The sequence below is a fragment of the Streptomyces sp. NPDC056061 genome, from assembly GCF_042266885.1.
In the GTDB taxonomy this organism is placed as follows: domain Bacteria; phylum Actinomycetota; class Actinomycetes; order Streptomycetales; family Streptomycetaceae; genus Streptomyces.
In genome coordinates this window covers 195,193-214,145 of record NZ_JBHJWQ010000002.1, presented here as the reverse complement: position 1 = coordinate 214,145, position 18,953 = coordinate 195,193, and the positions used below count along the sequence as shown (strand labels likewise).

General features: G+C 71.2%; 14 protein-coding genes. 11 read left to right on the top strand and 3 right to left on the bottom strand.

What is annotated here, in order from left to right; all coding sequences use genetic code 11:
- Positions 1-428 precede the first annotated feature (428 nt).
- From ppdK to ACFC79_RS05020, 4 genes are all read left to right on the top strand, one after another.
- Positions 429-3,194 carry a pyruvate, phosphate dikinase gene (gene ppdK, locus ACFC79_RS05035; RefSeq protein WP_376235331.1) on the top strand — a complete coding sequence of 922 codons (2,766 nt, stop codon included), beginning with the start codon at positions 429-431 and terminating at the stop codon, positions 3,192-3,194.
- A gap of 639 nt (positions 3,195-3,833) precedes the next feature.
- Entirely contained in the window at positions 3,834-4,808 is a 975-nt protein-coding gene (locus tag ACFC79_RS05030) for an ArsR/SmtB family transcription factor (protein ID WP_376235329.1), read from the top strand.
- 99 nt (positions 4,809-4,907) lie between these two features.
- On the top strand, positions 4,908-5,321 hold the full coding sequence (locus tag ACFC79_RS05025) for a VOC family protein (protein WP_376235326.1): 414 nt from the start codon (positions 4,908-4,910) through the stop codon (positions 5,319-5,321).
- A gap of 422 nt (positions 5,322-5,743) precedes the next feature.
- The gene (locus ACFC79_RS05020; protein WP_376235323.1) at positions 5,744-6,532 is read left to right on the top strand and encodes a sulfite exporter TauE/SafE family protein; all 789 of its coding nucleotides are present in this window, start codon (positions 5,744-5,746) and stop codon (positions 6,530-6,532) included.
- Between the two features lie 121 nt (positions 6,533-6,653).
- On the opposite strand, the gene ACFC79_RS05015 is transcribed toward ACFC79_RS05020, so the two are convergent.
- Positions 6,654-7,277: a class F sortase gene (locus ACFC79_RS05015; RefSeq protein ID WP_376235321.1), complete on the bottom strand. Its 624-nt coding sequence runs from the start codon at positions 7,275-7,277 to the stop codon at positions 6,654-6,656.
- Between the two features lie 210 nt (positions 7,278-7,487).
- Entirely contained in the window at positions 7,488-8,135 is a 648-nt protein-coding gene (locus tag ACFC79_RS05010) for a hypothetical protein (RefSeq protein WP_376235318.1), read from the bottom strand.
- 682 nt (positions 8,136-8,817) lie between these two features.
- On the opposite strand from ACFC79_RS05010, the gene ACFC79_RS05005 reads away from it, so the two are divergent.
- Positions 8,818-9,441 (top strand): NADPH-dependent FMN reductase, encoded by a 624-nt coding sequence (locus tag ACFC79_RS05005; RefSeq protein ID WP_376235315.1) that lies wholly within the window; start codon positions 8,818-8,820, stop codon positions 9,439-9,441.
- Positions 9,442-9,542: 101 nt separating this feature from the next.
- Positions 9,543-9,863 carry a divalent-cation tolerance protein CutA gene (gene cutA / locus ACFC79_RS05000; protein ID WP_376235813.1) on the top strand — a complete coding sequence of 107 codons (321 nt, stop codon included), beginning with the start codon at positions 9,543-9,545 and terminating at the stop codon, positions 9,861-9,863.
- Positions 9,864-10,181: 318 nt separating this feature from the next.
- Here the strand turns inward: cutA and ACFC79_RS04995 are convergent, their stop codons facing one another.
- Positions 10,182-10,898, bottom strand: coding sequence for a vancomycin high temperature exclusion protein (locus tag ACFC79_RS04995; RefSeq protein WP_376235314.1), 717 nt, complete (start codon positions 10,896-10,898; stop codon positions 10,182-10,184).
- Positions 10,899-11,338: 440 nt separating this feature from the next.
- Here ACFC79_RS04995 and ACFC79_RS04990 point away from each other — a divergent pair, with 440 nt between their 5' ends.
- From ACFC79_RS04990 to ACFC79_RS04970, 5 genes are all read left to right on the top strand, one after another.
- Positions 11,339-12,667: a deoxyguanosinetriphosphate triphosphohydrolase gene (locus ACFC79_RS04990; RefSeq protein ID WP_376235810.1), complete on the top strand. Its 1,329-nt coding sequence runs from the start codon at positions 11,339-11,341 to the stop codon at positions 12,665-12,667.
- A 314-nt stretch (positions 12,668-12,981) separates the two neighbouring features.
- The gene (locus ACFC79_RS04985; protein ID WP_376235312.1) at positions 12,982-14,241 is read left to right on the top strand and encodes an NAD(P)/FAD-dependent oxidoreductase; all 1,260 of its coding nucleotides are present in this window, start codon (positions 12,982-12,984) and stop codon (positions 14,239-14,241) included.
- Between the two features lie 120 nt (positions 14,242-14,361).
- Positions 14,362-16,275: a DNA primase gene (gene dnaG / locus ACFC79_RS04980; RefSeq protein WP_376235310.1), complete on the top strand. Its 1,914-nt coding sequence runs from the start codon at positions 14,362-14,364 to the stop codon at positions 16,273-16,275.
- 343 nt (positions 16,276-16,618) lie between these two features.
- Positions 16,619-17,782, top strand: coding sequence for an RNA polymerase sigma factor (locus tag ACFC79_RS04975; RefSeq protein WP_376235307.1), 1,164 nt, complete (start codon positions 16,619-16,621; stop codon positions 17,780-17,782).
- A 366-nt stretch (positions 17,783-18,148) separates the two neighbouring features.
- The gene (locus ACFC79_RS04970; RefSeq protein ID WP_376235304.1) at positions 18,149-18,946 is read left to right on the top strand and encodes a LuxR C-terminal-related transcriptional regulator; all 798 of its coding nucleotides are present in this window, start codon (positions 18,149-18,151) and stop codon (positions 18,944-18,946) included.
- Positions 18,947-18,953 lie beyond the last annotated feature (7 nt).

The window sequence follows — 18,953 nt, the reverse complement described above, 5'->3', positions numbered from 1 at the left end:
CTCGGCATCAGATCCATGATCAAGGAGTGACCTTGGGGCGCCGCTTGCCTGTCCGAATGGTGACATCTGAGCGCGGACCGTAGAGTGATTCTCGCCACCCTGAGAGTCTGGTCGCTCAAACGAGCGCAATTTTGAGGGGTGTATTTCTCAAATGATGGCACTCCGTGCCACAGGTGTCTGCTTTGATCGATCGACGCTTCCGTTGCGGTGAGTGTCCGATTGGGTCACCATCGATGACGGCAGGTGGTTATTCGTTCAAGAGGTGAACGCATTTTCTTCCCCAGGAGCGAGGTCGCATCACTTTCGATCTGCTGGCGGATGGGTGGTTGAGGCCCCATGACGCGCAAGTGGACGTACCCAGAAACCTTCGATCTGGGTATGTTCCTCGCCGTCAGGGCAGCCACCGCGTCTTCGAGGAGTCGAGACCCGTGTCGGAAAACAAAGATCCCCACGTATCCACCCAGGAGTCCCACGAGTCCCGGGAATCCTCGGAGTCCCGGGAGCAGAAGTTCGTCTACGACTTCACCGAGGGCAACAAGGATCTGAAGGAGCTCCTCGGCGGGAAGGGTGCCAACCTCGCCGAGATGACCAACCTCGGGCTCCCCGTGCCCCCCGGCTTCACGATTACCACCGAGGCGTGCAAGGTCTACCTCGACAGCGGCGAGGAGCCGACGGAGCTGCGGAACGAGGTCAGCGCGCATCTCGACGCGCTGGAGACGCGGATGGGCAAGAAGCTCGGTCAGTCGGACGACCCGCTGCTGGTCTCGGTCCGCTCCGGCGCGAAGTTCTCCATGCCCGGCATGATGGACACGGTCCTCAACATCGGTCTCTCCGACGACTCCGTGGCGGGTCTCGCCACGCAGGCGGGCGACGAGCGGTTCGCGTGGGACTCCTACCGGCGCCTCATCCAGATGTTCGGCAAGACCGTGCTCGGTGTCGACGGCGACCTCTTCGAGGAGGCGCTGGAGGCGGCGAAGGAGGCCAAGGGCGTCACGGTCGACGTCGACCTCGACGCGGCCGACCTGAAGAAGCTGGTCAAGCAGTTCAAGAAGATCGTCTCGCGGGACGCCGGACGCGACTTCCCGCAGGACCCGCGCGAGCAGATGGACCTGGCGATAAGGGCCGTCTTCGATTCGTGGAACACCGACCGGGCCAAGCTCTACCGCCGCCAGGAGCGCATCCCCGGCGACCTCGGCACGGCCGTCAACGTCTGCTCCATGGTCTTCGGCAACCTCGGCCCCGACTCCGGCACGGGTGTCGCGTTCACCCGCGACCCGGCCAGCGGCCACCAGGGCGTCTACGGCGACTACCTGCAGAACGCGCAGGGCGAGGACGTCGTCGCCGGAATCCGCAACACCGTGCCGCTCGCCGAGCTGGAGTCGATCGACAAGAAGTCGTACGACCAGCTCATGACGATCATGGAAACCCTCGAAACGCACTACAAGGACCTGTGCGACATCGAGTTCACCATCGAGCGCGGCCGGCTGTGGATGCTCCAGACCCGGGTCGGCAAGCGCACCGCCGGTGCCGCCTTCCGGATCGCCACCCAGCTCGTCGACCAGGGGCTGATCGACGAGGCCGAGGCACTCCAGCGGGTCAACGGGGCGCAGCTGGCGCAGCTGATGTTCCCGCGCTTCGACGACGAGGCCGTGACCGAGCTGCTGGGCCGGGGCATCGCCGCCTCGCCCGGTGCCGCCGTCGGCAAGGCCGTCTTCGACTCGTACACCGCGGTGAAGTGGTCCCGGTCCGGTGAGAAGGTCATCCTGATCCGCCGCGAGACCAACCCCGACGACCTCGACGGCATGATCGCGGCCGAGGGCATCCTCACCTCGCGCGGCGGCAAGACCTCGCACGCCGCCGTCGTCGCCCGCGGCATGGGCAAGACCTGCGTCTGCGGCGCCGAGGAGCTGGAGGTCGACACCAAGCGGCGCCGGATGACGGTGGGCGGCCGGATCGTCGAGGAGGGGGACGTCGTCTCCATCGACGGCTCCACCGGCAAGGTGTACCTCGGCGAGGTTCCCGTCGTGCCGTCCCCGGTGGTCGAGTACTTCGAGGGCCGGATGCACGCGGGCGCCGACGACGCCGACGAGCTGGTCGCCGCCGTGCACCGGATCATGGCCTACGCGGACCGGGTGCGCCGACTGCGGGTGCGGGCCAACGCCGACAACGCCGAGGACGCGCTGCGCGCCCGCCGCTTCGGTGCCCAGGGCATCGGGCTCTGCCGCACCGAGCACATGTTCCTCGGCGAGCGGCGTGGCATGGTCGAGAAGCTGATCCTCGCGGACACCGACGCCGAGCGCGAGACCGCGCTGGAGGAACTGCTCCCGCTCCAGAAGGCCGACTTCATCGAGCTGTTCGAGGCGATGGACGGTCTGCCCGTCACCGTCCGGCTGCTCGATCCGCCGCTGCACGAGTTCCTGCCCGACATCACCGAGCTGTCGGTGCGGGTCGCGCTCGCCGAGGCCCGCGAGGACGCCAACGAGAACGACCTGCGGCTGCTCCAGGCGGTGCACAAGCTGCACGAGCAGAACCCGATGCTCGGTCTGCGCGGGGTCCGGCTCGGGCTCGTCATCCCCGGCCTGTTCGCCATGCAGGTACGGGCGATCGCCGAGGCCGCGGCCGAGCGCAAGAACGCCAAGGGCGACCCGCGCGCCGAGATCATGATCCCGCTCGTCGGCACGGTCCAGGAGCTGGAGATCGTCCGCGAGGAGGCCGACCGGGTCATCGCCGAGGTCGAGGCCGCCACCGGAACCCGGCTGAAGCTGACGATCGGCACGATGATCGAGCTGCCGCGCGCCGCGCTGACCGCCGGGCAGATCGCCGAGGCCGCCCAGTTCTTCTCGTTCGGCACGAACGACCTCACCCAGACGGTGTGGGGCTTCTCCCGGGACGACGTGGAGGCATCGTTCTTCACCGCGTACCTGGAGAAGGGCATCTTCGGAGTGTCACCGTTCGAGACGATCGACAAGGACGGCGTCGGCTCGCTGGTCCGCAGCGCCGTCGAGGCCGGCCGGGCCACCCGCCCGGACCTGAAGCTGGGCGTCTGCGGCGAGCACGGCGGCGACCCGGATTCGGTGCACTTCTTCCACGAGGTGGGTCTGGACTACGTGTCCTGCTCCCCGTTCCGCATCCCCGTCGCCCGCCTCGAAGCGGGACGCGCGGCGGCGGAATCGACGGGCAGCGACAGCCGCTGACGCGGCACCCCATTCCCCTCCCGGAGCGGCCGTCGGCCCGTCGGACTCCCGTCGGCTCGGCGGCCGCCTCCGGAAATTTGGAGGCGGCGGTACCCGTGCGGGGGTCCGCCGCCTCGTTTTCTCCGTCTTCGCCGCCCCGCCGTTCAGGCTGTGCGGCCGGCGCGGCTCCGGCTCCGTTCCCGCTTCGTTCCGGCTCCGTTCCCGCTTCGTTCCCGCTTCGTTCCCGCTTCGTTCCGGCTTCGTTCCGGCTTCGTTCCGGCTTTGGGACCCGTGAAATGGCTGTGCGACGCCGAGCCATTTCCGTAGTTCATTAAGCAAAATTCGTTCAATGCGCAAAGACATGGTCGGTGACGGACCGGGATGCGGTCCATGGATCCCCACCCATGGACCGCACCCGGCTTACCCCCGTCGGGTGCGGAGCCGCACCGTTGCCGACCGCCGCCGAACGAGCAAAACCCCCCACGGCCTTCACCCGCTCTTCCGGTGGCTCCGGATACGCACCCGACGCCGTACAGCCTTTCCGGTCCGGCCTGCGGAGGCGAGACGTTTCACCTCTGGCCGAAACCCCGTGGTGACGTGCTGTTACGGATCACCTACCCTGGGATGGGGGCAATTGCAGGTGCAACAGGTGGGGGTCCGGTGCTGCGTATCCACATGTCCGGAGTGGACCTATCCAAGGTGCGGATGGCCACCCGGCCGGATGCCCTGTGGGAAACCGTTCTGAGTTTTCATCGGCTGCGCGACCGGCGCGGGTCCGCGGTGTTCGGGGAATGGCGCACGGAAACTCGACCACGGTTGAACGGTGAAGTACGTCTGCTCGCCACGGTGATTCCACCCCGCGGCTATTTCCCCGACTTTCTGACGCCTTCTCAGGAGGGCAGCGAGCCCTACGGTATTGAGGCCGCGATGGCGGCGGTGCGCGACACCCCGCCCCGGCGGATCCATGCCGAACTCGCCCTGCTGGGCATCGAACGCCGCGACCCGGGCCGCGGCCCCCACGGGCGGGTCGAGCCGCTCGGCCGGCTCGTCGACGCCCTGCGCGGTTACCATCGCGCCGCGATCGAGCCGTACTGGTCGCACATCAGGTCCAGCATCGAGGCCGACCGCGCCGTCCGCGGACGCGCTCTCCTGGACGGCGGGGCCGAGGAACTGCTTGCCTCCCTCCCGCCGACGATCCGTTGGCGGCCGCCCGTGCTGGAGGCGGACTACCCCTTCGACCGCGACGTCCATCTGAACGGCAGGGGCTTATTGCTCCAGCCGTCCTTCTTCTGCCGCGTCACCCCGGTCGTCTACCGGGATCCGGAACTCCCGCCCGTGCTCGTCTACCCCGTCACCCATTCCCGCGCCCCGGTCCACGCCGAACCGGGTCCCTGGCTCGGACGGCTCCTCGGCAACACCCGCTCGACGGTGCTGAGAGCCATCGGCAACGGCTGCACGACCAGCGAACTCGCCCTCCGGGCCGGTATATCGCTCGCCTCGGCGAGCCAGCACGCCGGTGTGCTGCGCGAGGCCGGCCTGATCCACACGCTGCGGCACGGCAGTTCGGTCCTGCACACGTTGACCCCGCTGGGCGGATCGCTGCTCCGGGGCGGCGCCCCGCTCGCCATGTCCTGACAGCGCGCGAAAATTCTTTCGGTGGGAGCGATGAGTTCCGTGCGGCTGTGCCGTCTACCCCTCGTACGACGCTCGAACACCAGAAAGAACGGAACGGCCATGTCTCAGCTGATCTTCGTGAACCTGCCGGTCAAGGACCTCGAAACGACCAAGGCGTTCTTCGGCAAGCTCGGCTACCAGTGCAATCCGCAGTTCAGTGACGAGAACACCGCCTGCCTCGTCATCAGCGAGACCATTTTCGCCATGCTCCTCACCGAGTCCCGGTTCAAGGAGTTCACCGGCAGGGAGGTTGCCGACTCCTCGAAGACCAGCGAGGTGATCCTCGCACTGAGCGCGGAGAGCCGGGAGAAGGTGGACGAGGTGGCGGACACGGCGCTCGCCTCCGGCGGATCGCCGGTCAAGGAGCCGGTGGACTTCGGTCACATGTACGGCCGTTCCTTCCAGGACCCGGACGGTCACATCTGGGAGGTCATGTGGATGGACCCGGCCGCCGTCGAGTCGCACCAGTGCTGAGCCGGACCGACCGACGGGGGAGCGGGGCCGGGGAGGGGCGCTCAGGGAAGGGCGGCTGAGCGGCCTCCCCGGGAGCGGGGGTGCCGGTGGGCCCGGACGGTGGGGACGCGGGCCCCGGGGACGGTGACTTCCGGGGGCGCTGCGGACCGAGTGCCGCCGCGGACCGGGTGGGGGGACGGTTCGCGTGACGGGCCACGGAGGTCGGCAGCCGCGTGGGGGTGACCGGCAGCGGGCAGTGCGCGACGGGTGCCGGCCGGCCGATGGGGGACGGTCGGTCGGCAGCGGTCGGCAGCGGTCGGCAGCGGTCGGCAGCCGTCGGCGGGCGGTTCCGAGGGCCCGGAAGCTCAGATCCGGCTCAGCTTTTCCGTGAACGGGCCGAAGTGGTTGGACCAGGCACGCATCGCGTCCATAGAGTCGCGATCATGCCCGACATAGCACTCACCACCCTGGTCGTCCTCTGCCTCGCCGCGGCCGCGGCGGGCTGGATCGACGCGGTGGTCGGCGGCGGCGGGCTGCTTCTGCTGCCCGCCCTGTTGCTGGGCCTCCCGCAGGTGCCGGCCGCGCACGTACTCGGTACCAACAAGGCGGTGGCGATCGTCGGCACGTCCGGAGCCGCCGTGGCGTATGTGCGCAAGGCGCCGGTGAAGGTCGGGACGGCTCTGCGGATCGGGCTCGCCGCGCTGGCCGGATCGATGACCGGGGCCTTCTTCGCCGCCGGGATCGGCAGCGAGGTGCTGCGGCCCGTGATCATGGTGGTGCTGCTGGTGGTCGCGGCGTTCGTGGTGCTGCGGCCATCGTTCGGCAGGACGGCAGGGGACGGTGCGCGGCAGGAGATCGGCCGCGCCCGGACCGTCACCGCGATCGTGCTGGTCGGTGGCGGTATCGGCTTCTACGACGGGCTGTTCGGGCCGGGCACCGGAACGTTTCTGGTGCTGGCCCTGACCGCGGTGCTCCACCTCGATCTGGTCACGGCGTCCGCCAACGCCAAGATCGTCAACGTCTGCACCAATGTCGGGGCGCTGGCGATGTTCGCCCACCAGGGGCACGTGCTGTGGTGGCTGGCCGCGCTGATGGCGGTGTTCAATCTCGCGGGCGGACTGGTCGGGGCCCGGATGGCGCTCAGCAGGGGCAGCGGCTTCGTCCGCGTGGTGCTGCTCGTCGTGGTGCTCTCGCTGGTCGCGAAGCTGGCGTACGACCAGTGGCTGGCGTGAGCGGCCGTTCGCACCACGGCTCCCGGCCCATCCCGTTCCGGATGCTCCCCGGTTCGGCCGTGTCTCGTTTCAGGCGTGCCCAGGTTCTGGCGTGGCCAGGTTGCGGGCGGCGCGTCGGCCCTCAGCGCACCGCGGTGAGGTGTGCGTAGGCCACCACGTTGCCCCGGTAGCCCGTCGACTTCGAGAAGCCGCCGCCGCAGGTGATCAGTCGGAGCGAGGCGTAGGACGAGGCCCCGTACACGCGCTCGTCGGGGAAGTCGTCGCTCTCGTAGACCTCGATCGCGTCGAGCGAGAAGACGGCGGTGCGCCCGTCCCGGCGGACCACCTCGACCTCGTTCCCCCTCTGCAGGGTGCCCAGGGCGTAGAAGACCGACGGCCCCCGCGCGTCGTCGACGTGTCCGGCGACGATCGCGCTGCCCTTGGCGCCGGGGGTCGTGCCGTCCCCGTACCAGCCGACGATGTTGTCGTTCCCGGCCGGCGGGACGCCGAGGCTGCCGTCGGCGTCGAGCCCCAGCCGCATCATCGGGGCGTCGACCCGGATGCTCGGAATCCGGATGCGTACCGGTGGCGAGGGCTTCAGCGGTTCGGCGAGGGGGGATCCAGGCTGCGGTACGGGGCCGGCGGCGAACGCTTGCGCGGAGGTCGGCTGCGGCGGCACCAACTGGGTGTCGGCGCCATGACGGATCAGCCAGATGCCTGCCAACGCCGCGATGGCAAGCAGCCAGCCCTTGCCCTTCTGGGACACGGTCGGTCCTTCGGATGACGGAGCGGAGACGGTGCGGGACGTGGGGGACGGGAACGGGGATGGGAGTGGGGCGGGAATGGGAACGGGAACGGGGGATGTGGGACGGGGGACGGGGACGGATACGAACGGGCGGGGGGAACGGCCCCGTCCCGGTGGCGCGCGACCACCGGGACGGCTGCCAGGCGGCACGGAGACGTGAATCCGTCTCCGTCAGCCGGCTTCCTGCGTGCCGCTCGCCCGACGACGCAGGAGCCAGGCCCCGCCCACGGCGGCACCGGCGAGTACGCCGGCACCCGCCGCGATCTGGGTGGTGTCGGACCGGACACTGCCGCCGACACCTGTTTTGACGTGCCCGCTGGGGCCGTCGGGACGGGACGAGCCGTCGCGCCCGGAGGACGAGTCCCGGCCGGACGATGAACTGTCGCGACCGGAGGACTGGTCACGTCCGGAGGACGACTGATCCCGATCGGACGAACTGTCCCGGCCGGACGACGAGTTCTGCCGGGACGAGTCCTCGCCCTCGGACCGGTTCCGGTCCCCGCGTTCGTTCGAGCCCTCGTCCCCGGAGGGCGTGTCGAGTGCGGAGAAGGCGTTGAGCCCGCCGACGGAATCGAGCAGCGAAGGGACGTTGAATCCGAATGGGACATCGCTCCCGGACGACGTCCGCCCGCCTCCTCCGCCCTCGTCCCCACCCTGTTCCTCGGGGAAGCCGTGGGCGGCCGGTGGTGCGACCACCGGGCCGCTTCGCACGGATCCCGCCTCACCCGCGTACGCGGGCTGTCCGATGGCGAACAGGCCGAGCGCGGACATGGTGACCGCGCAGGCGGCGGCACCGGTCATGGGGCGAGCAGGACGCATGGGTTCCTCCGGCGATGTGCGCGAGCAGCCGAGCCGCGAACAGTTGTGCCGCGAGTGGCTGTGTCCTGACTCCGAGCTAACGGGCCGATCGCCCGCCATGCCTGCTGACACCGAGTCAGCTCTCACCCGGACGGCTCGGCGTGGCTCCCTTGCCAACCCGTATCCGTGCAGGTCGTGGCCCTGATCGACGAGGAGGGCCCGGGGCCCGGGGGAGTTGCTGCCAAACGGGTGACGCCACCGCCCGGTGAAGTGATGCACATCACATGCATGACCTTGTGGGGGGCGGGGCACACGTCAGACACCCCCCACGGGACGGTGCACTCGACCGCCCCCGCCCCGCCGCCCACCGGATTCGTCCCGCTGGGACCGGCGGGGCGGTTCCCCGTGGGGAGGGTGACGCGGACCTCGCGTTCGGTGCCTTCCGTCATGTTCGGGCTGTTCTGCTGCGACGGTGTTTCGGCCTCATGGCGAGATCGCGGGAACCCCGGCCGAGGTTCCCGGATGCGAATGCGGCTGACGTCCGCACGTTCGTGACAGTCGCCCCTGTGGTCCGGCGGCATGACGTGCACCCGCGCCGAGGCGTTCCGGATGCCGGTGCGGTCCGGCGCATGTCGAAGGGTGGAGGGGGCGGCAGGCGTAAGAAGCTTGACCTCAAGCATGGTTGAGCTACGAGCATCTTCGCATGGATCTCACCACAGCTGCCTCGCCCTCCGCGTCCACGACCGCCGCCGCGCCCCTGAAGGTCGCGGTCATCCTCGCCAGCAACCGGGAGGGACGGTTCGCGCCCGTCGTCTCCGGCTGGTTCCTCGCGCACACCGCCGAACGCCCCGACATCGAGACGGACCTGCTCGACGTCGCCGAACTCGACCTCCCGACCGCCCTCTCGTTCCGGCCCGACGACGAGGCGCGATCCCGACTGGACGCCGTGTCCGCCCGGTTGGCGGCGGCCGACGCGTTCGTTGTCGTCACCCCCGAGTACAACCACTCGTACCCGGCCCCGTTGAAGAACCTCATCGACTGGTACCGCGACGAATGGCAGGCCAAGCCCGTCGCCTTCGTGGCGTACGGAGGTATCTCCGGCGGACTGCGCGCCGTCGAGCACCTGAGGCAGGTCTTCGCCGAACTGCGCACCGTCGGCATCCGTGAGACGGTCGCCTTCCCCTATGCGGGCGCCCTGTTCGACGACGAGGGCAGGCATCGGGACCCCTCCGCCTGCGATGCCGCGGCCAAGTCCCTGCTCGATCAACTGGTCTGGTGGGGCCGCGCCCTGCGCGACGCCAAGGCCGTCCGCCCGTACGGAGCCTGACCGTCTGCCTCGTCCGGCGCCGGCGCCGGACGGTGCCCGAGAATCGACGCGGGGCGCGAGAGCCGTCCACAACCGACAGACCGAGGAGGCCGCGGGTGACGATGTCGGCATGGCTGACCGTACTGACCACGACGGACAGCGAGGAGAAGGCCCGGGCACTGGCGCGGGGAGCGGTGGAGGCGCGGCTCGCCGCCTGCGCGCAGATTTCCGCGCCCGTCACCTCGGTCTACCGCTGGCAGGGCGCCGTCGAGACGGCCGAGGAATGGCAACTGCTGCTCAAGACGACGGCCGAGCGGTACGACGAACTGGAGGCTCATCTCCTGGCGGCGCACGATTACGGGACACCGGAGATCATCGCGGTCCCGGTGGTACGGGGCAGCGCCGGATACCTCGACTGGGTCGCGGCCGAGACCGCCCCGTAGGCAGGTCCGTCCGCGCGGGCGTCCTCCCACCGGGGCGATGCCCGCGCCCGGCACCACCGGGAACTGCCCGGCACCGGACCCTGCCGGACCTGCCGGACCTGCCGGACCTGCCGGACCTGCCGGACCTGCCGGACCTGCCGGACCGGTGGGACCTGCCGGACCCGGTCGGACCCGCTGGACCCGCCAGATCTGCCGGACCCGCTGGACCGGGCGGATCTGCCGGACCGCCGGACCCGCCGGTCCGTCCCCGACACCCGGTACCCGTCCGGTCCCTGCCCGGTACCTGCCCGGTCCCTGCCCGGCTCCGCCCGGGGCCGGTCAAGGCCGCTCCGCCGCCAGGGCCTCCGTGATCCCGTTCTCCCGCGGGCCGAGGAAGTGCGGGTCGGGTTTGAACACGGCCTCCAGCGCCGCCTTCCCGGCCGCGAACACCTCCCGCGTCCCGCCGTAGTACCAGGTCGCGTCGCGTACGGCGTCGACGCCGACCCCGTACGCGTCGATGCCTGCCGTCCGGCACAGCGCGATCGCCCGGTGGATGTGGAACCCCTGGGTCACCAGCACCGCACGGTCGACGCCGAAAATCTTCTTGGCCCGGACGCACGAGTCCCAGGTGTCGAAACCGGCGAAGTCGCTCACGATCCGCTCGTCCGGCACGCCGTGCTCCCTGAGGTACGTGCGCATGGCGTCCGGCTCGTCGTAGTCCGCCCGGCCGTTGTCACCGGTCACGAGCACGACCTCGATCTTCCCGTTCCGGTACAGCTCGGCGGCGGTCTTCAGCCGGTTGGCCAGATAGGGCGACGGCCTGCCCTTCATGAGCCCGGCCCCGAACACCACGGCGACCTGCCGCGCGGGCACGTCCGCGGTGGTCCTCACCCGGGCATCGGCCACGGTGTGCATCCAGGTCGCGGGGGCCAGTGCCGCCACGCAGGCGATCATCACCGCCTGCACGAGCCGCCGTTGTCCCCGCCGCGACCGCGGCCACGGCCGTCGGAGCCGCCCGGGCCACCGGGCCGCTCGTCCCGGTTGTCTCTCCCGCATCGGTGTCTCCCTCGTTCCTGCTCCGGCCTGTCCGTGTTCCGGGGCCGTGCCCGTGGCCACGGCGTCCCACATGGTTGGACGAACTATGAGGAGAAAGGGTTCTCCAGCAGCGGATTCAGCCGATTCCGTCACAGCCCCTGTTCCCGCCGGACAAACGTCGGCCCTTCTCCGCCCTCCCGGAGTCCCGGGCCGTCCGATCGGCGCGCATACATCCCGAACCGTCCCCCTTCCTGTCGGCACGTCCGTCTACTGTCGGACCCATGGACGGCATGGACGGCATGGGCGACATGAACGGCATGGGCGATATGAACGGTGTGAACCGCACCGACGGCACGGACCGTACGGAGGCCACCGACCGAACGGACGACACCCACCGAACGGATGACACCGACCGTACGAACCGCGCGGACTGCGCCGACGGCACGGACTGCACCGACGACATGTGGGAACTCCCGGACGCGCAGGGCGGATACGGCATGCGCGGCCGGGGAACGCCCCCCTACCGCGCGGTCGACACCGAACGCTGGGACACCGAGCCGGACAAACGGCCCGGCCGTACCGCGTTCCAGCGCGACCGTGCCCGGGTGCTGCACTCCGCCGCGCTGCGTCGGCTTGCCGGGAAGACCCAGGTCGTCACCCCGGGCACCCGCAGCCGGGCCTGGGACGCCAGCCCCCGGACCCGTCTCACGCATTCGCTGGAATGCGCCCAGGTCGGTCGCGAACTCGGGGCGGCGCTCGGCTGCGACCCCGACCTCGTCGAGACGGCCTGTCTCGCCCACGACCTCGGTCACCCGCCGTTCGGGCACAACGGCGAGCAGGCGCTCAACGACTTCGCCTCGGACTGCGGCGGTTTCGAGGGCAATGCCCAGTCGCTGCGCCTGCTCACCCGGCTCGAACCGAAGCGTTTCGTGCCCGACACCCGGACCGGGGAGCTCGTCAGCGTCGGACTCAACCTGACCCGTGCCGCCCTGGACGCCGCCACCAAGTACCCGTGGCCGCGCGGCGGATGCCCCGACGACCCGGACACGCCGAAGTTCGGGGTGTACGAGGACGATCTGCCCGTCTTCGCGTGGGCCCGCCGCGGCGCCCCCGCGAACCGCACCTGCTTCGAGGCCCAGGTCATGGACTGGTCCGACGACGTCGCGTACTCGGTGCACGACTTCGAGGACGGGCTCCACGCCGGCCACATCGACCCCAACTGCCTCGACTCGGAGCCCGAGCGCGACGAGATCTGGGCCGTCGCCATCGGCCGCTACGTCCCGGCGGACACCGAACCCGCCGAACTGGCCGAGGCCCTGGACCGGCTCGTCGGCCAGGACTGGTGGCCGCACGGCTACGACGGATCGGCCGTCGCCCAGGCCCGGCTGAAGGACGCCACGAGCCAGCTGATCGGGCGGTTCTGTCTCGCCGCCGAGAGTGCCACCCGGCACGCCCACGGCTCGGGCAGGCTCGGCCGGTACGCGGCCGAACTCGTCGTCCCGCGCGAGGTGCGCAACGAGTGTGCCGTGCTCAAGGCGGTCGCGAACCGGTACGTCATGCAACGCGCCGAGCAGGAGGCGATCCGCGCCGACCAGCGCGTCGTCATCGCCGAACTCGCCGCCGCGCTCACCGCGCGCGCCCCCGTGGGACTGGAACCGCAGTTCCGGGCGCTGTTCGACGCGGCCCCCGACGACCGGGCCCGCAAGCGGGTCCTCGTCGACCAGATCGCCGCCCTGACCGACGCCTCGGCACGCTCCCTGCACGCCTCGCTCACCGGCCCCGGCCGCTGACCCGGCTGTCCCGCTGCCCCACCGGCGCCCGCGTACGGCTGGACCACGACCGCATGCGTACGGCGCAGCGCCGCGCCGAGCCTGCCGAGCGTCCCGCGATCGCCCACGCACCCCGGCCCGGCCGGGCGACCGCGCCGCTCGCCGCCGGGGCTCGCGGAGACCCCGCCCGCCCCGGGCAACGGTGTTTCGTCCGGATCCGCCGCCCCGGTCATGAACCGGGCGTGACCTGATCGGGGTACACCCCCTTTCGCCATCACGCTGCGTGCGGGACGCTCGCAGTCGGGCCCCACGCAGCAAGCACCGGGAGGCATGCAGTGGTCGACGCACATCGGACCTTCGTCATCGTCGGCGGAGGACTGGCCGGAGCGAAGGCGGCCGAGACGCTCCGGGCGGAGGGTTTCAGCGGCCGGGTGATCCTTCTCGGCGACGAACGCGACCATCCGTATGAACGGCCTCCGCTCTCCAAGGGCTACCTCTCCGGCAAGGAGGAGCGGGACAGCGTCTTCGTCCACGAGACCGCCTGGTACGCGGGTGCCGACATCGAGCTCCACCTCGGCCAGCCGGTCACGGCCCTCGACCGGGTGGACCGCTCGGTGCGGCTCGGCGACGGCACGGTCGTCCACTACGACAAGCTGCTGCTCGCCACCGGGGCCGAGCCGCGTCGCCTCCCCATCCCGGGCACCGACCTGGCCGGCGTCCACCACCTGCGCCGCCTCGCCCACGCCGACCGGCTCCGCAACGTACTCACCGCTCTTGGCCGCGACAACGGCCACCTGGTGATCGCCGGGGCCGGCTGGATCGGACTGGAGGTCGCGGCGGCGGCCCGCGGCTACGGTGCGGAGGTCACCGTCGTCGAACCGGAGCCGACCCCGCTGCACCAGGTCGTCGGCCCCGAGCTCGGCCAGCTCTTCACCGATCTGCACCGGGACCACGGCGTCCGCTTCCACTTCGGTGTCCGCCTCACCGAGATCATCGGCCAGGACGGCGTCGTCCTCGCCGTCCGCACCGACGACGGCGAGGAGCACCCCGCCCACGACGTGCTCGCCGCGATCGGCGCCGCCCCGCGCACGGCCCTCGCCGAGACCGCCGGGCTCGCCATGGCCGCCCGCAGGGACGGCGGCGGCATCGCCGTGGACGCCTCCCTGCGCACCAGCGACCCGCACATCTTCGCCGCCGGGGACGTCGCCAACGTGGCCCATCCGCTGCTCGGCGCCCGGCTGCGCGTGGAGCACTGGGCGAACGCGCTGAACAGCGGCCCGGCCGCGGCCCGCGCCATGCTCGGCCAGGACGTGAGCTACGACCGGGTGCCGTACTTCTTCTCCGACCAGTACGACCTCGGTCTCGAATACTCGGGCTGGGCGCCGCCGGGCAGCTACGACCAGGTGGTCGTCCGCGGCGACGCGGGAAAGCGCGAGTTCATCGCCTTCTGGCTGAAGGACCAGCGGGTGCTGGCCGGGATGAACGTCAACGTGTGGGACGTCACCGAGAGCGTGCAGGAACTGATCCGGTCCGGCCGCCAGACCGACCCGGAGGCCCTCGCCGATCCGTCGGTGCCGCTGGCCTCCCTGAGCTGAGGTGGGCCGGCAGGCCCGGGGAGCCCCCTCGTCCCGTACCCGACGGCCTTCCGCGGGGGTTCCCCGGGTCACACCGGTGGCGCGGGCACGGCTGTCGTACCCCGCCCGTAGAATTCACCCGTGGCCGGCAGGATCAATGACGACGACGTGAAGGCGGTACGGGACGCGGTCCCGATCGACGCCGTCGTTTCCGAGTACCTCCAACTGCGCAACGCCGGCGGCGGCAACCTCAAGGGGCTCTGCCCGTTCCACGACGAGAAGTCCCCGTCCTTCCAGGTCAGCCCGAGCAAGGGTCTCTTCCACTGCTTCGGGTGCCAGGAGGGCGGCGACACCATCGCCTTCGTGATGAAGATCGACCACCTCTCGTTCTCCGAGACGGTCGAGCGGCTCGCCGCCAAGGCGGGCATCACCCTGCGCTACGAGGAGGGCGGCTACAACCCCTCCCACCAGCGCGGCGAACGCATCCGGCTGGTCGAGGCGCACAAGGCCGCCGCCCAGTTCTACGTGGAGCAGCTGAACGGCGCCGAGGCCGAGATCGGCCGGAAGTTCCTCGCCGAGCGCGGCTTCGACCAGGCGGCGGCCGCCCACTTCGGCATCGGCTACAGCCCGGCGGGCTGGGACCACCTCACCCGCTACCTCCGCGGCAAGGGCTTCAGCGACAAGGAGCTGATCACCTCCGGCCTCTCCCAGGACGGCAGGCGCGGCCCCATCGACCGCTTCCGCGGCCGGCTCATGTGGCCGATCAGCGACACCTCCGGCGACATCGTCGGCTTCGGCGCCCGCAAGCTGCGCGACGACGACAACGGACCGAAATACCTCAACACCCCCGAGACCGCGATCTACAAGAAGTCCCAGGTGCTCTACGGCATCGACCTGGCGAAGAAGGAGATCGCGAAGACCAGCCGGGCCGTCGTCGTCGAGGGATACACCGACGTCATGGCCTGCCATCTCGCCGGGATCACCACCGCCATCGCGACCTGCGGCACGGCCTTCGGCGGCGACCACATCAAGATCCTGCGCCGCCTGCTGATGGACAACGGCAGCGCCCGGGTGATCTTCACCTTCGACGGCGACGCGGCCGGGCAGAAGGCCGCGCTCCGCGCCTTCGAGGACGACCAGAAGTTCGCCGCCGAGACGTACATCGCGATCGCGCCGGACAACATGGACCCGTGCGATCTGCGCCTGGCCAAGGGCGAGGAGGCCGTCCGCGACCTCGTCGAACCCCGCACCCCGCTCTTCGAGTTCGCGCTGCGGCAGATCGTCGGCAGGTACGACCTGGAGACCCCGGCGGGCCGTGGCGCCGCGCTCGACGAGGCGGCCCCCGTCGTCGCCCGGATCAAGAACAGCTCCTCGCAGCACGAGGTCGCCGTCCAACTCGCCGGCATGCTCGGCATCCTGGACACCCAGTTCGTGGTGAAGCGGGTCGCCCAGCTCGCCCGCTGGGCCCGCGAACGGGGCGACCGGGGCGACCGGCGAGGTCCCGCCCCCGCGGCCGGCCGCGGCGCCCGGCACGAACAGGTCCGGGCGCCCGCCGCCCCGGCCGGCCCCGCCCTCCATCTCCGCAGCCCCGCCCACCGCACCGAGCGCGAGCTGCTGAAGCTCGCCCTCCAGCGGCCCGAACTGGTCTCGCCCGCCTTCGACGCCTACGGGGCCGACGAGTTCACCGCCCCGCCGTACGCCGCCGTCCGGCAGTGCATCGCCGAGGCGGGCGGTGCCGAGGCGGGCGTCACCGATACGCGCGACTACCTCGTCCGGGTCCTGGAGGCCGCCCCCGACGACACGGTGCGCAACCTCGTCACGGAGCTGGCGGTGGAGGTCGTCCACGGCAAGACCATCGACGAGACCTACGCCGGTATGCAGCTCGTCCAGGTCCGGCTGCGCGCCGTCGACCGTCGGATCGGCGAGGTCCAGGGCAGCCTGGCCCGCCTCGGCAGCAACGTCGCCCCGGAACAGCTGGCGGCCGCGCAGAACGAGGTCTGGGTCCTCCAGCAGTACGCCGCGTCCCTGCGCAACAGCGGCGCCGACGCGCTCTGACGGACCCTTCGCACCCTCCGCAGGCTTCTTCGAGCCACTGCGGGCCGACCGGGCACCGCTCCCGGCCCCCTCCGAGCCCGCCCCGGGCACCGCTCCCGCCCCGCTGCGAACCTGCCGAGGCCGCCGTTTTTGGCCCCGACGGGCCCGCCCCGGCCGCCGTTCCCGTCCCGCGCCGTAACCGGCCGGTCACGGACCGGACTCAGAAAGTCCCCGCACACCTCTCGTGGCGGCGATGTGCCGTACCCCACACTGGGGGCGGTGCCTGAGTCATCGGAGCGCGGCCGGTCCACCTGACGGTGGGCTGCCCCGCGGTCCGGCAGCGATCACCTGGAGGTCGCCCCCCGTGCAGCCCCGGACCGTGACCGAAACCGAGCATGTGTCGGCCATTCCCGCGCAGAACCGGGTGGTACGTCATCCCGAGGCCGCGGAGACGCAGCGGACACCGCCCGATCCCTACCGGCCGGCCGACCGGCCCGAGGCACCCGACCCGCACGGACCGTTCGAGCCGACAGGTGCGTTCGCGTCGCGCGGGCCGTTCGCGGCGGAGCCGCCCCGGATGCCCGAGCCCCCGGGGCCGGGTGGCCGTCCGGAGACCGGGGGGCCGTCCGCCGATCTCTTCCGCCAGTACCTGCGGGAGATCGGCCGGATACCGCTGCTCACGGCCGCCGACGAGGTGGAACTCGCCCGGCGGGTCGAGGCGGGTCTCTTCGCCGAGGAACGGCTCGCGAGCGCCCCGGACCCGGACACCCGGCTGGCCGTCGACCTCGACCGGCTGGTCGTGATGGGCCGGATGGCGAAGCGTCGGCTCATCGAGGCCAACCTCCGCCTCGTCGTCTCCGTCGCCAAGCGCTACATCGGCCGCGGGCTGACCATGCTCGACCTGGTCCAGGAGGGAAACCTCGGACTGATCAGGGCGGTCGAGAAGTTCGACTACACCCGGGGCTACAAGTTCTCCACCTACGCGACCTGGTGGATCCGCCAGGCCATGTCCCGCGCCCTCGCCGACCAGGCGCGCACCATCAGAGTGCCGGTCCACGTCGTCGAGGTGATCAACCGGGTCGTACGGGTCCAGCGCCGGATGCTCCAGGAACGCGGCTGCGAGCCGACGGCCGAGGAGATCGCCGAACAGCTCGACCTCACCCCGGAGCGGGTCGGCGAGGTCCTGCGGCTCGCCCAGGAGCCCGTCTCGCTGCACGCCCCGGTCGGCGAGGAGGACGTCGCCCTCGGTGACCTGATCGAGGACGGCGACGCCGCCTCCCCGGCGGAGTCGGCAGCGTTCCTGCTGCTGCGCGAGCACCTGGAGGCGGTCCTGTCCACGCTCGGCGAGCGCGAACGGAGAGTGGTCCAACTGCGCTACGGGCTGGTCGACGGACGGCCCCGCACGCTTGAGGAGATCGGCGCGATCTTCGGGGTGACGCGCGAGCGCATCCGGCAGATCGAGTCCAGGACGCTCGGCAAGCTGCGGGACCACGCCTTCGCCGACCAGCTCCGCGGCTACCTCGACTGAGAGTCCGGCGGCCCGGATCGGCCGTGGCGGGCCGGGCACGGCCGGTGGACGGGCCGGTTCGGCACCGCTTCGCAGCGCCTCGGCCGGGGAACGGGGTGTCCTTCATCCGGCCCTGCCGCCGGGCACCGGAGAGCCGCGGGCGGGTCCGGCCGGCCGCCGTCCCACGACGGTTCGGCCACCGACGAAACCTTCGCGGTAGCCGTCGGGGGGCTGTACAACATTCGTGGCATCCCGGACCTCGGCCGATACCGGCCCGGTCCTCGCGGCGATGGCGCAGGGCAGGACGACGGCCCGTCGCCGACCACGACACGGGCGGTGCGGGAGCGACGGGGGACGTACGGGGGACAGGGGGGAATCATGCATGCCATGACGCGCGTACTGGTGGTCGACGCCCAGCCGTTGATCCGGGAAGGCATCAAGTCGCTGCTGGACCGGGCGCCGGGGCTGGTGGTCGTGGGCGAGGCAGCCGACGGCGCGGAGGCGGTGGCCCGGTCGGGCCTCGCCCGGCCGGACGTCGTCCTGATCGGACTGCGGCCGTACGACGAGGACGGGCTCGTCACGATGGAACGCATCAGGACGCGGGCGCTGCTGCGACCCGCACCGAGCACGGACCCGGGCCAGGACCGGGGTCCGGACCAGGACCGGGGCCAGGCCCCGGACACCGCCGTACGGCCGCCCGGGACGATCGTGCTGTCCGGCCCCGGGACGGACAGCGACGAGGACGTGTGCGCGGCGGTACGGGCCGGAGCCGACGGCTTCCTGCACAAGGACGTCGGGCCGAGTCGGCTGATCGCGGCGGTCCGGGCCGTGGCGGAGGGCGACATGTTCTTCTCACCGGGCATCACCCGACGTCTGGTCGACGCCTTCGCCACGCTCACCGACCACGCCCCGCCCGCCGGGACCGCGAACGGGCTGGACGCACTGACGCCGCGTGAGGTCGAGGTCATGCGGAGGGTCTGCCGGGGGCTCTCCAACCGTGGGATCGCGGACGTCCTGACCATCAGCGAGGCGACGGTGAAGACCCATCTCAACCGGGCCATGGTCAAGCTGGGGTTGAACAGCAGGGCCCAGGTCGTCACCGTCGCCTACGAGAGCGGCCTGGTCAGACCCGGCGAAGGAGGGCCCGTGCACCGGTCGGCGGCTCGGACCCCCGTGGTGCACTGAACGCACC